This window comes from Blastococcus sp. LR1, assembly GCF_020166105.1.
Taxonomy (GTDB): Bacteria; Actinomycetota; Actinomycetes; order Mycobacteriales; family Geodermatophilaceae; genus Blastococcus.
Genome location: NZ_JAIUJY010000004.1, coordinates 253,625 through 268,109, shown reverse-complemented (window position 1 = coordinate 268,109; position 14,485 = coordinate 253,625). Strand labels below are relative to the sequence as shown.

Here is a 14,485-nt window from a genome sequence, read left to right as displayed (position 1 = left end):
CTCATCATGTCCTCGCACAGCCACACGGTGGGCCCCGTGGGGATCGAACCCACAACCCGCGGATTAAAAGTTCCCAAGAGACGCTCTTCTGATCAGCGCATTCTCCGCGGAACTGTGTCTTGACCAGCAGAAATACCGTTTGCTGCGTTCGGTCGACGTTGGTCGCGGACGGCCCTTCTGTGGGCGTCTTGTGGGCGCGGTGTGGGCGGCTGTCGGGCGAAGTGCCCCCACTGATCCGCACGCCGCCGGTGAACCATCCGCGTGGTGGTGAGCGCCGTAGGCTCGCGGCACCCACCCCCGCCTGGGCGACGGAGCGTCGACGCTGGCGGCCGAGTCTCAGCCCCGTCGTCGGAGGCTCGGGGAGGGCCGCCCGTTCAGCGCGATATGCCCCGCCCCGGGGCGCGGTGCGGCGAGATGTATTGAAGATCCTCGGGCCGCGGGCGGCGGACACCCGGTTCGGAGGCGGTCAGCAGCGGGGCGGCCGATCCGTGTGGGTTCGGGTCGGCGTCCTGGTGTGCACGCCAGGTGACCCGCTCCTGGGCGAGGCGGTCGACCGGCTGGGCGAGAAGAGCCGGCTCGGCCGTCAGACGCGCAACGCGGGCGCCGACGGCGGCCAGTTCTGCTCGGGCGGCGGTGATGGCCCGGTCGGTGTCGGACAGTCGCTCCGCCGGGTCGAGGGTTCGGGCGAGAGGTCCGAAGCGGGCGAGCCGGTCCTCGTGCTGACGGCGGGCGTCGGCCAGCGCGGCCCCGGCGTGCCGGTGGGTCTCCTGGGCGGTGGCTGCGGTCTCGCGCAACTGAGCGTGCTCCGGATGGGCGTGTTCGGCGTGGTGGCGGGCGTAGGAGTCGAAGGCAGTCCACAGCCGCGGTCGGTCGTCGGACCGGTCAGCCAGGCGCGCGAGCTGCTGCGGGTCGGTGGGCATGGCCGGCAGGTAGGGCCGCCAGGCGTCCGCCCAGTCGACCAGCTGCTCGCCGGCCCGGTTCACCGCCGCCCGCCGCAGCCGGAGCCGGCCGGGACCATCGAGCACGACCTGCGCGGCGTCACGGGCGGCGTCACGCCCAGTGTCCCAGCTGCCGAGCAGCGTGTCGCGGATCCGGTCGGTCTCGGCGGTGACGACCGCGCCGCTGGCGTCGGCCCGCGCCGTCGCGTGGCGGGCGTCGATCCCTGTCTGCCGATACGCATCTGTGAGCGCGGCGGCCCGGTCGGCGTGGGCGGACTCGAGCGCGACGATCTCGCGCAGCGCGTCCCGGCGCGGCAGCTCGGAGGCGAGCCGGTACAGGCAGCGTTGCTCGGCCGTCCACGCAGAGTGCAGGTCGGCGAGCGCCTGCTCCAGCGGGCGGGGAGTGGCGTACCGGGCGGCCTCGGCGGCGGCGAGCTGGGCGGCGTGCGCGGGGCCGAGGTCTGCGCGGTCGCGGGCGAACACGGCGATCCATTGTCCCCGCGCCTGGTCGGCGTCGGTGGCGACGAGGTGGGCGGTGTTCGCCGTTCGGCCGCGGGTCATCCCGACATAGCAGGAGGAGGCGCCGGTCTGCTCGCCGACCACCACGTGCGCGGCGGTGACGGTGTCGCCCTGCACGCCGTACGCGGTGGAGGCGTAGGCGAGCTCGACGTGCTCGGTGACGTAGTCCGCGGGCAGTACGCGGGTCCCTAGGCCGGCCGGGGTGACACCGCCGGACCCGTTCCCGGGGACGGTGCCGGTGGGGGTGACAGCAGGGGTGACGAGCAGCCCGCCGCGGCGGCCGACCGCGGTGACCACCCAGGTGTCGCGGTTGGCGACGTCGAGGTGACGGTCGTTGCGCCGGGTGGCGATCCGGTCCCCGGCGCCGATCGGCTCCCCGGCGCCGGTGACGGCCACCGTTCGGTCATCGACCCGGCCGGCGACGGCCAGCCGTTCCCGGATGGCGGTGTTGAGTTCGGCGGCCTGGTCGCGGGTGTCCACCACCACGGCCACCGGTCGGCCTGCGGCATAAGACTCGGCGGCGGCGGCGGCCAGCGCGTCGCGCAGCGCGGCGGCGTCGGGGAACAGCCGGATCTGGCCGCGGGCGAGGAGGGCGTCGAAGACGGCGCCGAGGTCCTCGCCGGTGCGCATGGCCAGGGTCAGCTCGGCGTAGCCGGTGTCGCGTGTTGTGCGGCCTTCCTCGTCGGTTCGGGTGAAGCGGTGCACGGAGTCGAGTGTCAGGTGCGCCCCGGGGTCGGCCTGGCCGATGGCGAGGTCTAGGACGCCGCCGCGGCCGACCGCGGACAGCTGGTGCCGGTCGCCGAGCAGCGCCACCCGGACCCGGCACTCGTCGGCGACGGTGAGCAGGGCGCGGGCGGTGTCCTGATCGAGCATCCCGGCCTCATCGACCAGCAGCAGGTCCCCGGGCCGTAGCTGCGCGGCCTCGTTCGGCCCGGCGTACACACGGCCGGTCGCCGGGTCGACCTGGCCGGCGGTGAGCCGGGTCCAACGCCCTTCGTCGTTCCAGCGCCAGCCGTGCTGGAAGGCCAGGGATGCCGCCGACCCGGCGGCCGTCCCCACCTCGCAGGCGGCCACCTTGGCTGCCTTGCGGGTGGGGGTGACCACCACGAGCCGGCGATGTTGTGCCTCGAGCAGGTCGCGGGTGGCGGACAGGGTGGTGGTCTTGCCCGCCCCGGCGGCGCCCTCGACCACCACCAGGGGCCGGTCGCCGGCGAGCGCGGCGACCGCCGCGGCTTGGCCGGCATCCAGCCGGCCGGCGGCGGCCACGCGCTCGACCGGCAGTGCCGGGACGGTGTCCGGCACGCCGCGCGCAGCGCGGGCGGCGAGCCGGGTGGTCAGGTCGGCTTCGACGTCGAGGACCGGCTGGGAGGTCCAGGCGCGGATGTGCTCGGGCACCCCGTCGCGGTCCAGCAACGGCACGCACCGGTCCATCGCGCGGGCGGTGAGGTCTTCGGCCAGCTCGATGCGCACCCCGGCGTCGGCGACGACGCCTGCGGCGGCGATCAGCCGCTCGGCCTCGCCCCGGATGTCGGCGGCGTTCCACGCCGACCGCCCGGCCGCGAGCCGGGCCAGCGCGCGCTGCACCAGTTCGTCTCGATCGAGGGCCCCGATCGGGGTGGGGGCCAGGTCGACCGGCTTTCCCGGGTCGCGGTAGCCGAGGGCGGACAGCTCGGCCCGCCAGCGTTCCTCCAGCCCGACCCCGGGCTGGGCAGTGATCTTGTCCGGGCGGCCGTCGGCCCACGCCCGGACGTCCCAGGCTCGGCGCAGCACCGGCCCGGGGGATTCGCCGGGGTGCGCTGCGGTCCATTCCCGTTCGTAGCGGTCCACATTCCGGGCGATCTGGGCGTGCCGGGCGCTGAACGGACCCGTGTACTCGGCGAGCTCCAGTATTTCTCCCGTAGCGCCCTTCCGGTAGCCGTGCGCGGCGAAGGCGGCGTTCAATTCCGGGTCACACGCCATCGCGGCGTGCCCGATCCCGTTGATCGCGCCCAAGAAGTCGCGGACGCCGACGGTGTGCAAGCCGCGCCATTTCCCCGCGGCGAATACCCGGGACAGGAACTGCAGGTGCAGGTGCCAGTGCGGGTCGTTCGCCCGGGAGGTGTAGTGCCGAACCGTCGCGGCCTCCAGCACCTCCAGCGGTATCTGCACCTGCCCGCCGCGCGGGCCGACCCGGGTGGTGGCGTGCTCGGAGAGCCAGGCGATGATCTGCTCGGCGGCGCGGTCCTGCGCCGCCTCGTACGCCGTCGCGATGTCCGGGTCCAGCGCGGCGGCCAGCGACCACGTCTTCGGGCCGTTGACCACCACCTCGGCGAACCGAACGGCGTGCTCATCGGTGCGCAGCTGCCCCCTCGGCTCACCCGTCTTCGGGTCGCGGCCAGCCACCCAGGTCTCGTAGGCGTCGCCGGTCAGCGGCCCCAGCTCGGCCACGCGACCATCCGTTGTGGTGAAGCGACGGGCGACGCCGGTGCCCTCGGTGAGGTAGTAGTCGTCGACCCGGCCGCGGTCGGCCTCCACGTAGTGCCGGGCAGCCACCGGCGCGCCGGCGTAAATCTTCATTCCGCCGTGCATCTTCAACGCCACCCGACAATGACCAACGAGTCACCCCTAGAAACGCCGATGGGCCCCGCGAAGCGGGGCCCGAGCTACCTCCGAAGGTAGCATTCGTGCCGTTCTCTCGTGAAGATCTGAGCACTTATTGGAGCAGCTCACTCGGGGGCAAGGAATCGTGCAGGTGCCATCTTGTTAATCGTTCATGGCGATCGTCGACTGCGAGCCGAATGTCAATGTTCCAGCTCTCGCGCTTGCGGGGGAGGTAGGGACACGCCGAGGGCCGCGGGCGCCTGTGCGTCGCGACGAGTTCGACGGCCGTGCCGCCGAGCCCTGCAGCGTGGGAGTCGCCCGCTGGCGGTGACATGGCGGCCAGGCGTCATCCAACCCCCGGCCGTTTCAGAGGCCTTGGCCTCCGGTACATACGATCGCGACGCACCCGGGGCAGTCCGGACCGGTCAGCCTGCACCGAACGTCGACGAACCTCCCGTCAACGGCGGGGTAGTAAGGCACCGACCGAGGCAGGAGTCTCCGCATGGATGTCCCGTTGTGGTTGTGGTTGGCCGTGCTCGGCGGCATCGTCGCCATGCTCGCCGTGGACCTGTTCGCGCATCGCAAAGCCCACGTCATCGGCGTGCGCGAGGCCGCGGTCTGGTCGGCGATCTGGGTGGCCATCGGGCTCGCGTTCGGGGCCTATATCTGGTCCGCCTACGGCGCCGAGTTCGGCCAGCAGTACTTCGCCGGCTATGTGATCGAGAAATCGCTGGCGGTCGACAACGTCTTCGTCTGGGCGATCATCTTCACCTACTTCGCCGTTCCCCGGGAGTACCAGCACCGAGTGCTGTTCTTCGGGGTCCTCGGCGCGCTGATCTTCCGCGGCATCTTCATCGCCGGCGGGTCGGTGCTCATCGCCAGCTTCAGCTGGATCCTCTACATCTTCGCCGCGTTCCTACTGTGGACCGGGTACAAGATGATCCGCCAGCGCAACGAGCACCTCGACCCGGAGAAGTCGAAGGCGCTGCGGCTGTTCCGCCGCTACGTCCCGACCACCGACGCCTACCACGGGCAGCGCTTCCTCATCCGCCGCAACGGCCTCCTGATGGCCACCCCGCTGCTGGCGGTGCTGGTCCTGGTCGAGATCACCGACGTCATCTTCGCCGTCGACTCGATCCCGGCGATCTTCGCGGTCACCGACGAGCCGTTCCTCGTCTTCACCGCCAACGCGTTCGCCATCCTGGGACTGCGGGCGATGTACTTCCTGCTCGCCGACCTCATCCACCGCTTCATCTACCTGAAGATCGGCCTGGCCCTGGTGCTGATCTGGGTCGGCATCAAGATGATGCTCAAGGTCGACCTCTTCTACATCCCGACCACCATCAGCCTCGCCGTGATCACCACGATCATCGGGATCTCGATCTACCTGAGTCTCCGGGCCACCCGCGGACAGGGGCGGAAGGCGTTCCAGGCACCGGTCACGCCCCCGTTCCGCGTCGCGACCGACGAGGAGATCGCCGCGCTCCAGCCGGTCTGGGGTCGTGCGTCGCAGCGGCAGGCGACGGCGGACACCGACCGAGGTCCGGACTCCGGCGAACGGCGGTGACCCGGGCCGGATCGCCGGGCGTCCGACCTCTCGTGGCGGCGGGGCACAGCAGCCGCCACCACCGGTGAGGCCCGTTCTCCGTGGAGGCGAAGACCTCGCTGGCTAGCCTCCGTCAATGCGAGTGATCCGCTTCGTCCGCGATACGCCGTGCGCGACGCTGCTGGGTGCACAGATCCTGGGAGTCCTCCTCTACCCGTTCCTGGAGGACAGCGTCGCCGGCGGGGCGCTGCTGGCGATCTTCGGCTTCCTGGTCCTGGGGCTGGTGGTGATCGCCGTCCGCGCGACCCCGATGCTGTCGTGGGTCGTGCTCCTGGTGGCGGCGCCGGCGACGGTGCTGCTCGTGGCGCAGGTCTTTGTGAGCAGCCCTGGGCTCAATGCCTGGAGCTCCGGGTTCGAGGCGGTGCTGTACTTCTACGCAGCCGCCAGCATGCTGGCCTACATGCTCGCCGACGAGGTGGTCACCACGGACGAGCTGTTCGCCATCGGCGCGGTCTTCACCCTGCTCGCCTGGGCGTTCGCGCACACCTTCGTCGTGGTGCAGGCCCTCGACCCCGGCAGCTTCATCGCCGCAGTGGCACCGAACGAGCCGCGGTCCTGGACGGAGCTGCTGTTCTTGTCCTTCTCGACGCTGTCCGGGACGGGGCTGTCGGACATCGTCCCGGTGAAGGATCACGCGAGGAGCGTGGTGATGCTCGAGCAGCTGGCCGGCCTCTTCTACATCGCGATGGTGGTTGCCAGGCTCGTCGGTCTTTCCGCGGGCCGGATCCGGCGCGGGCTGAAGTAGTCACGCCGCGCCGACAGGCCTTCAGCGGCAACCCGCGGCAGGGGCTCGGAAAGGTTGGTCTCTTCGTTTTGTGATCAAGGTCGCCAGACGGATCCGGCGCTAGCTAGGTGGTCGCTCGCCAGGCAGTGGCGATGCTGGTCGCTCCGGTGCGTCGGTGCGTCGGTGCGTCGGTGCGTCGGTGCGTCGGTGCGTCGGTGCGTCGGTGCGTCGGTGCGTCGGTGCGTCGGTGCGTCGGTGCGTCGGTGCGTCGGTGGAGGCTGATGTGCGGTGTTGCGCAGGGTGGCCAGGACCTGGGCGGCAAGCCGCGGTTCGGCATTGGCCGTGCTCTTCGGCAAGGTCACGCGGCGGACCCAGTGCAGCCGGTCATCGGCCCGCTCGACCATTCCCTTTGAGACGACGAGGATCCCATGGGGGTGAGCATCTGGCCGTTCGATGATGCGGGACCCGCGCCGCGATCTCTGCAATCCGGGCGTGTACGACATCATCGGTGACCCATTCCTGGTGATCGCCACCAACGCTTGCTTCAGGCGCTGTACTTCGTCCTCGGGGGCGCGCTCGGCAGGCGGGTGCACCTGGGCTACGGACTGGCCGCCATCCTGGGCTTCATCGGCGTCAACCTGGTTCTCCAATGTGCACACGGGGTATGGCCCGGGCACGCGGGAGATTCCCACCTTGCTGTCCCTTGCGGTCACGTGTTGGGGTCCCCGAGCACCAGACCGGGCACGTGGCGCATCCCGGCGGGATCCCGCGGTCCCTCGGCAAGGATGAGCGGGAGACCTCCCCGCGGAGTTCGGGCGGTTGAGATTCCGACCCCGGTCGCGGGAACCTCGCGGGGTTCTTGTCGTAAACGGGAACGGCAGGACGGGAGAAGGCTAGGTGGGCGTCGAAGGGGACGGCGGACGGTTCACGCGGATTCTCTCGCCGGTGCAGAGGTTCCTGCACGCTGAGGCTTCCGGCGGCCTGGTCCTCCTAGTGGCCACCGCGGCCGCCCTTATCTGGGCCAACAGCGCGGCGGGCGAGGGTTACGACTCCTTTTGGCACCGGGAGCTGACCATCGGCGCCGCGCCCTTCGCGATCACTGAGGACCTGCAGCACTGGGTCAACGACCTGCTCATGGCGCTGTTCTTCTTCGTCGTCGGCTTGGAGATCAAGCGCGAACTCGTTGTTGGGGAGTTGCGCGACCGGCGCGCGGCAGCCCTGCCCGCCGTGGCCGCGCTCGGCGGTGTGCTTCTCCCGGCTGCGCTGTTCCTCGCCGTGGTCGGCGGCGGGCCGGCGCGGGCGGGATGGGGCATCCCGATGGCGACCGCATCGCCTTCGCGGTCGGCATCATGGCGCTGCTGGGCGACCGCGTGCCGGCGAGCGCGAAGCTCTTCCTGCTGTCCGTCGCGATCGTCGACGACATCATCGCCATCACGGTCATCGCGGTGTTCTACTCCGACGACATCGCCCTGGGCTGGCTCGGCGCCGCCGCGCTCACTCTGGCATTGGTCACCGCAGCCTGGCGCGCCGGCCTGGCCCGGTGGTGGATCCAGGTCCCGCTCGCCGGTGTCGCCTGGGTCGCTGTCTTCAACTCGGGGGTGCACGCGACCATCGCGGGGGTTGCCCTCGGACTGCTGGTTCCGGCCCGGCCGGTCGACGGGCGGGAGGTCCTTGTCGCGGTCGAGCACCGGCTGCACCCGGTCACCGCCTACGTCATCGTCCCGCTGTTCGCCCTCGCCAACGCCGGGGTGGACCTCGGCGGCGGCGTGCTCGGAGAAGCGGTGGGCAGCCGTCTCGCGTGGGCGATCGTCGCCGGGCTCGTTGTCGGCAAGGTCCTCGGCATAGCCGGTGCGGCCCACCTAGCCGTGCGAGCCCGCTGGGGAACGCTTCCGGCAGGCGCGGGGTTCCGGACGGTCTGGGGGGTTGCCGCTCTCGGCGGGATCGGATTCACCGTGTCGCTGTTCATCGCCGGACTCGCCTACGACGACGCTCTGTTGGTGAACCAGGCCAAGATCGGCATCCTCGCGGGATCGGCCGTCGCCGGTGCCCTCGGTGCCTTCATCCTGGTCGGCCGCGGAGGCCACGGTGGTAACCGGCAGCTCGACCGCCCCGGCGGGGCCCCGGAGAGCAGCTGAAACGCCGGCAGTGCCCGGATCGGCCGTTGTGGATCACTGCGAGGAGAAGGTCGGGCAAGGTCGGTCTGGAGGGCAATCGGATCATCCGGGCAGGATCCCGCCGACACAGGTGTCATCCGATCAGGGAGGGCCCGGCGGCACTCCGGTGGCCCCGCCACGGGTCGCTGGACCGGCTACGGCCCGGCGGGTCGGTTCGGCGGCTTGACCTGGCGTGAAGAGGCCGAGCAGTTCGTCGATCTCGTGGTCGGCGGTCGTGGGGTGGCGGAAGGGTTGGTGCGGCCGGAGGGCGTAGTGCGTGCGGCGGCCACGGCGGGCACGAACCAGGTATCCCTCGGCCTCGAGGTCGCGCAAGATCGACAGCGTGGCGCGTTCGGTGATGCGGACCCGCGCCGCAATCTCCGCAACCCGGGCGTCGGGGTCGGCGGCGACGGCTAGGGCGTGTCTCCTAAGTTGAGCGTGGTGGGGCTGATTTGCTGCGGATATGTCTCGCGATCGAGTGCTGACCGACGCTCAGTGGGAGCGGATTGAGGCGTTGATGCCGTCCTCGGACGGCGTGAGATCGCGGCCCTTCCGCGATCACCGCCAGGTCGTGGAAGGGGTGATCTACCGGTTCCGGACTGGGGTCGCGTGGCGTGATCTGCCCGCCTCGTTCGGCCCGTGGCAGACCGTGTGGAAGCGGCACCACCGGTTCAGCACCGATGGCACGTGGGACAAGATCCACGCCCGGCTGCTCGCCGAAGCGCAGGCCGCGGGAGACATCGACTGGATGGTCAGCGTGGACTCCACCGTCAACCGGGCCCATCAGCACGCGACCAACGCCAGTCGGGTGGAGGAGCCCGCCGGCCGTCGTCCGGTGCGCCACACAGGGGGCTGAGCCGAGTTACAAGAACCCGTGGGAAGAACCGCCCGATCATGCGATCGGACGCTCCCGGGGCGGCCTGTCCACCAAGATTCACCAGCTCGTCGACGGCCGCGGTAGACCGCTGGTCATCGCGCTGACACCCGGGCAGGCCGGCGACTCCCCGATGCTGCAGCCGCTGCTGGCTCAACTCGCGGTGCGCCGACTGGGGCCAGGCCGACCACGCACCCGCCCCACAGCGCTGATCGGCGACAAGGCCTACTCCTCTCGCGCCACCAGGACCATGCTTCGCGAGCGCGGTATCACCGCGGTGATCCCGCAACCGTCTGACCAGGTCAGACATCGCGCTCGCCGCGGCTCGGCCGGTGGCCGACCACCGGCCTTCGACCCGATCACCTACAAGGGCCGCAACGTCATCGAGCGCTCGTTCAACGACCACAAGCAATGGCGTGGCATCGCCACCCGCTACGACAGGCTCGCCACCGTCTACCGAGGAGCCGTCGTCCTCCGGGCCATCACCATGTGGCTAACGACTTAGGAGACGCGCCCTAGCTGTGATGCCCTGCCAGGTTGTTCAACCTGGTGATGGGTGGCGCCTTCCCGACCGCTGAGTGGGGCCGGTGGTGGTTGTACTGGTGGACCCATGCTGGCAGAGCCGCGAGCCGAGCTGACTCGGAGTTGTAGAACTTCTTGAATGCCCAGCCCTCGGTGAGTGTTCGGTGGAAGCGCTCGATCTTGCCGTTGGTCTGTGGGCGGTAGGGCCGTGTCTTCTTCGGCGTGATGCCCAGCTCGGCGCAGGTGTCGCGCCACAGGAAGGAGCGGTAGGCGCCGCCGTTGTCGCTGAGCACCCGGTGCACGGTGACACCTCGTTCAGCGAACCAGGCGACGGCGTTGCGCAGCACGGCGACCGAGGTCTCCTTGGTCTCGTCGTCGCGCGCCTCGACGTAGGCGACCCGGGAGTGGTCGTCGATGACGGTGTGCAGGTAGCACGTGCCGATCAACGGCTGGCGGTACTTGCTCCTGGGTGCACCGGTGCGGGCCACGGTCCTCGCGCGGTTCCTGAACCCCTGTTCCCGGCCGGTGTAGCGCCACCCGCCACCATCGGGGACCCTGCCGAGCTTCTTCACGTCGACGTGGATCAGGTCGCCGGGGCGCTCGTGCTCGTAGCGTCTGATCGCCTCGCCGGTCGCGCGGTCGATGTGGGTGAGCCGGTTGATCCGGCAGCGAACCAGGACCGCATGCACGGTCGAGGAGGCCATGCCGAGCCGGTCGCCGATCTCTACCGGTCCCAGCCGCTGCTTCCACCGCAGGTGCACGATCTTGCGGACCACCGGGGCCGGCGTCCGGTTCGGCTGACGATGCGGCGCCGAGGAACGGTCGAACATCCCCGCGGGCCCCTCGTCGCGGTAGCGCTCGGCCCACTTCTGCGCGGTGCGCCACGAGACGTCGTAACGCTCGGCTGCGCGGGCGGGGGGCCAGCCGTGGTCGATCACCAGCTGACCAAGACGGAGTCGCGCACGAGGCGTCAGGGCAGCGTTGACATGGGTAGCGTGGGCCACGAAGGCCTCCTCTGGTGGCGGAGCGGTTCCTCAACAGCTCCACTCCACACCGGGAGGCCTTCGCCCATCTACACGTCAGACGCTGTGATCGCAGGTCCTCGACCAACGTGCCTGGTCATCACAGCTAGCAGCACGTGGCCGTGGTTGGTCAGGAACGTCCAGGACCGACGGCGGTCCTCAGGCATGTGTTCCCCCTTCGCCGTGGTCCCTCGACGTCGATAGCTGAAGTGTGCTTCACTCGTGTGCAGGAGGGGAGTATCCCCAGCGACGCTTCTGCCGTCAGTACGGTCCCGCCGGAGGGACTCGGCGTAGCGGGCGCCCGGCGACCGCGCCGAGGTGCCGGGAGAGACCTCAGGTCAGCAGTACCGACCGAGGCAGGAGTCTCCGCATGGATGTCCCGTTGTGGTTGTGGTTGGCCGTGCTCGGCGGCATCGTCGCCATGCTCGCCGTGGACCTGTTCGCGCATCGCAAAGCCCACGTCATCGGCGTGCGCGAGGCCGCGGTCTGGTCGGCGATCTGGGTGGCCATCGGGCTCGCGTTCGGGGCCTATATCTGGTCCGCCTACGGCGCCGAGTTCGGCCAGCAGTACTTCGCCGGCTATGTGATCGAGAAATCGCTGGCGGTCGACAACGTCTTCGTCTGGGCGATCATCTTCACCTACTTCGCCGTTCCCCGGGAGTACCAGCACCGAGTGCTGTTCTTCGGGGTCCTCGGCGCGCTGATCTTCCGCGGCATCTTCATCGCCGGCGGGTCGGTGCTCATCGCCAGCTTCAGCTGGATCCTCTACATCTTCGCCGCGTTCCTACTGTGGACCGGGTACAAGATGATCCGCCAGCGCAACGAGCACCTCGACCCGGAGAAGTCGAAGGCGCTGCGGCTGTTCCGCCGCTACGTCCCGACCACCGACGCCTACCACGGGCAGCGCTTCCTCATCCGCCGCAACGGCCTCCTGATGGCCACCCCGCTGCTGGCGGTGCTGGTCCTGGTCGAGATCACCGACGTCATCTTCGCCGTCGACTCGATCCCGGCGATCTTCGCGGTCACCGACGAGCCGTTCCTCGTCTTCACCGCCAACGCGTTCGCCATCCTGGGACTGCGGGCGATGTACTTCCTGCTCGCCGACCTCATCCACCGCTTCATCTACCTGAAGATCGGCCTGGCCCTGGTGCTGATCTGGGTCGGCATCAAGATGATGCTCAAGGTCGACCTCTTCTACATCCCGACCACCATCAGCCTCGCCGTGATCACCACGATCATCGGGATCTCGATCTACCTGAGTCTCCGGGCCACCCGCGGACAGGGGCGGAAGGCGTTCCAGGCACCGGTCACGCCCCCGTTCCGCGTCGCGACCGACGAGGAGATCGCCGCGCTCCAGCCGGTCTGGGGTCGTGCGTCGCAGCGGCAGGCGCCTGGGGACACCGAGCGCGAGCCGGACGCCAGGCGGCGGAGGTGACACGGGCCATCCCGGGGCCGGTGGCCGCGGTCGTCACCGACGATCTGGAGGCGGTACGCGCCGTTCGACACGCCGTCCGCCTGGCGCGCGACTGGGACCGGCCCCTTCTGCTCCTCGTCCCTCTGCCTGGTACCGGGCTGTCTCTGGACCCAGCGCTGCACGAGGTCGCACGCCGGCGCCGCGAGCGCGATGCGGCAGCGGTGCTCGGCCGGATCACCCCCGCCCTCGGCGGGCGGCCGGCGCCCGCGCACGTGGTCACCTACCGCCCAGTCCGTGCCCGGACGCCGGCCCTCACCGCGGCACTGCGAGCCGCGCGACGGGCCGGCGCCGAGGTCGTCGTCTGCGGCCCCCGCGCCGCGGGCCGGACGGGCACCCGAGGGTTGGTTCTGCTCGACCCGGTCACCGGGCTAGCGGCGAGCGGCCAGCCTGCGCCGTCGCCGTCCGAGGGCGTCGGGGAGCATGTTCCCCGCTGACCCGCCACGCAGGCTACCGAGGCCCTGCGGCGAACGTGGCTCCCCGCCGCGGCGGCCGCATGGGCCCTTCGGCAGGGCGTCGACCTAGTCATCGGGTCAACGGCAGCGGTCAGCTCAGCAAGGAGCGCGGCGGCCTTCTCCGCTTCCTGCCTCGCCTGCTTGGCGCGGGTCAGGGCATGGGGGGAACCGCCCGGCCCCTCCGCCGCTGCCGCGACGAGGGCGGCGGCGGCCTGGTCCAGGGGCGGCCCGGCAACGGCGACTGCGGCGGGTCGCCGTCCAGCCGGGGGACCACGGCTGCCTTGGCGACCCGCTTCCGGGCCAGCCCTGTCGACTTGGCCACCTTTACTCTCCCGGCCGGTGGTCAGGGCGGCAACTGTCGTGGTCATCGTGGGTTCTCCTTCGATGTTTCTGTGGGGTGGCGGTGCTCTCGGTGGGGTGCTGGTGGCGGCCATGTCGCGCTCTCCCCGCTCAGGTGGTGGCAAGAGACGCGGGCACCGGCGGTCGGCCCGGCCGGTCCGGCTGGCGGGGCGGCGTCCCCGTCCCCCGTGCGGCGTTCTCGGTGCTCTCGGCGCCGTCGAGGTGGTCGAGGATGCGGCGGGCGGCGGCGGTCACCGTCGCGGCGGCGGCGCGGACGATGTCGGTGTCCCCGGCTGACCAGGCGGCGACGTAGGGGACGGTGTAGGCGCCGGCGTCCAGCCCGGCCCAGGCGGTGACGATGTAGGCGATCGACCCGGCTTCGGCCTCGGCCCGCCCGCGGCACCCCCGGTAGTCGAAGTCGTCGGCGGTGTGCCCGCACTCGATGTGCGCCAGTTCGTGAGCGAGGGTCTTGACCGCCTGCGCCTCGGGGACGTCCGGGCGCACGCGGACGGTGCGGGCGGCCGGGTCGGTGAGGCCGTTGGCCTGCTCGCAGGCCTCGCGGACGAGCGTGTAGCCGTGGCCGGCGACCTGGGTGGCCAGCGCGTCCCACAGGGCGGCGGGGGCGTCACCGGTGAGCAGCTCGGGGACGATGTCGGGCAGCGGGTCGCCGTCGGTCTGGGAGATGTCGAAGACGTGCGCGACCCGGAACCCGCGCAGCACCCGCGCCCCGGCACGCTGGTCGGCGTCCCCGCCGGCCGGCTCCCTCGCCGTGCCCGTCGCCGTCGCGGCGGCGGGTGCCGCCTGGCCGGGGTCGGTGTTCTTGGGGGTGTAGGTGCACGGCGCCAGGACCGCGAGCCCGGTGGACCCCTTGACCACGCTGCGGCCCAGCGCCTTCCAGGTGCCGAACCCGGCAACCCGGGTCGGGCTGATGCCCAGCCGCGCGGCCTGCAGCTCGATCAGCATCTGGTTGTTGAGGCTGTAGGTGTGGAACTTCGCGGCGGCATCGAGCATCGCCCGCCACTGCGGATCGGCGGTCAGCTGCTCGACCTGCTCGCCGATCTGGTCGTGCAGGGCGGCGATCTTCGCTGCGCGCGCGGCGTCGGCGGCTTCCCGTTGCGGCTCGCTGAGGCGGGCGCGCCTACCCCGCTCGTCCTTGCCGGTGCGGCTGCTACTGGTTGTGCTGTTGGTGCTGGTCATCTGGACCCTCCCGGAACTGGAGCCGAAGCCGGTACGGAAGGGACTGCGGAACAGGTGTCCTGCCACCCATTCCCCCGGCCCGTCC

General features: G+C 70.9%; 9 protein-coding genes and 2 pseudogenes. 7 read left to right on the top strand and 4 right to left on the bottom strand.

Annotated elements, in window-relative coordinates:
- Positions 1–374 precede the first annotated feature (374 nt).
- Entirely contained in the window at positions 375–4,013 is a 3,639-nt protein-coding gene (gene mobF, locus LBW97_RS13190; RefSeq protein ID WP_224499824.1) for a MobF family relaxase, read from the bottom strand.
- A 526-nt stretch (positions 4,014–4,539) separates the two neighbouring features.
- Between mobF and LBW97_RS13185 the strand changes: the two genes are divergently transcribed.
- Positions 4,540–5,604 carry a TerC family protein gene (locus tag LBW97_RS13185; RefSeq protein ID WP_142023920.1) on the top strand — a complete coding sequence of 355 codons (1,065 nt, stop codon included), beginning with the start codon at positions 4,540–4,542 and terminating at the stop codon, positions 5,602–5,604.
- A gap of 115 nt (positions 5,605–5,719) precedes the next feature.
- Positions 5,720–6,388, top strand: a complete 669-nt coding sequence (locus LBW97_RS13180) for an ion channel (protein WP_113813087.1) — start codon at positions 5,720–5,722, stop codon at positions 6,386–6,388.
- Between the two features lie 74 nt (positions 6,389–6,462).
- Here the strand turns inward: LBW97_RS13180 and LBW97_RS13175 are convergent, their stop codons facing one another.
- On the bottom strand, positions 6,463–7,017 hold the full coding sequence (locus LBW97_RS13175) for a hypothetical protein (protein ID WP_224499823.1): 555 nt from the start codon (positions 7,015–7,017) through the stop codon (positions 6,463–6,465).
- Positions 7,018–7,264: 247 nt separating this feature from the next.
- On the opposite strand from LBW97_RS13175, the pseudogene nhaA reads away from it, so the two are divergent.
- The 3 genes and pseudogenes from nhaA to LBW97_RS13160 all read left to right on the top strand — a co-directional run bounded on the left by nhaA (position 7,265) and on the right by LBW97_RS13160 (position 9,899).
- Positions 7,265–8,502, top strand: a pseudogene (gene nhaA, locus LBW97_RS13170) (Na+/H+ antiporter NhaA).
- A 201-nt stretch (positions 8,503–8,703) separates the two neighbouring features.
- The gene (locus LBW97_RS13165) at positions 8,704–8,937 is read left to right on the top strand and encodes a hypothetical protein (protein ID WP_158544625.1); all 234 of its coding nucleotides are present in this window, start codon (positions 8,704–8,706) and stop codon (positions 8,935–8,937) included.
- Positions 8,938–8,983: 46 nt separating this feature from the next.
- Positions 8,984–9,899 (top strand): annotated as a pseudogene (locus tag LBW97_RS13160) (IS5 family transposase).
- Positions 9,900–9,909: 10 nt separating this feature from the next.
- Here the strand turns inward: LBW97_RS13160 and LBW97_RS13155 are convergent.
- Complete coding sequence (locus tag LBW97_RS13155) at positions 9,910–10,920, bottom strand: IS481 family transposase (protein ID WP_142023917.1); 1,011 nt, start codon at positions 10,918–10,920, stop codon at positions 9,910–9,912.
- Between the two features lie 388 nt (positions 10,921–11,308).
- Here LBW97_RS13155 and LBW97_RS13150 point away from each other — a divergent pair, with 388 nt between their 5' ends.
- Positions 11,309–12,373: a TerC family protein gene (locus LBW97_RS13150; RefSeq protein WP_142023916.1), complete on the top strand. Its 1,065-nt coding sequence runs from the start codon at positions 11,309–11,311 to the stop codon at positions 12,371–12,373.
- Positions 12,370–12,846 carry a universal stress protein gene (locus tag LBW97_RS13145; RefSeq protein ID WP_142023915.1) on the top strand — a complete coding sequence of 159 codons (477 nt, stop codon included), beginning with the start codon at positions 12,370–12,372 and terminating at the stop codon, positions 12,844–12,846. The genes LBW97_RS13150 and LBW97_RS13145 overlap by 4 nt, the downstream gene beginning before the upstream one ends.
- A 468-nt stretch (positions 12,847–13,314) precedes the next feature.
- On the opposite strand, the gene LBW97_RS13140 is transcribed toward LBW97_RS13145, so the two are convergent.
- Positions 13,315–14,400, bottom strand: a complete 1,086-nt coding sequence (locus tag LBW97_RS13140) for an ArdC-like ssDNA-binding domain-containing protein (protein WP_113810712.1) — start codon at positions 14,398–14,400, stop codon at positions 13,315–13,317.
- Between the last annotated feature and the right edge of the window lie 85 nt (positions 14,401–14,485).

Bases quoted from the DNA above. Each gene is read 5' to 3' on its own strand.
- LBW97_RS13185 (WP_142023920.1), top strand. From the start codon at position 4,540: ATGGATGTCCCGTTGTGGTTGTGGTTGGCCGTGCTCGGCGGCATCGTC.
- mobF (WP_224499824.1), bottom strand. From the start codon at position 4,013: ATGAAGATTTACGCCGGCGCGCCGGTGGCTGCCCGGCACTACGTGGAG.
- LBW97_RS13150 (WP_142023916.1), top strand. From the start codon at position 11,309: ATGGATGTCCCGTTGTGGTTGTGGTTGGCCGTGCTCGGCGGCATCGTC.
- LBW97_RS13140 (WP_113810712.1), bottom strand. From the start codon at position 14,400: ATGACCAGCACCAACAGCACAACCAGTAGCAGCCGCACCGGCAAGGAC.
- LBW97_RS13180 (WP_113813087.1), top strand. From the start codon at position 5,720: ATGCGAGTGATCCGCTTCGTCCGCGATACGCCGTGCGCGACGCTGCTG.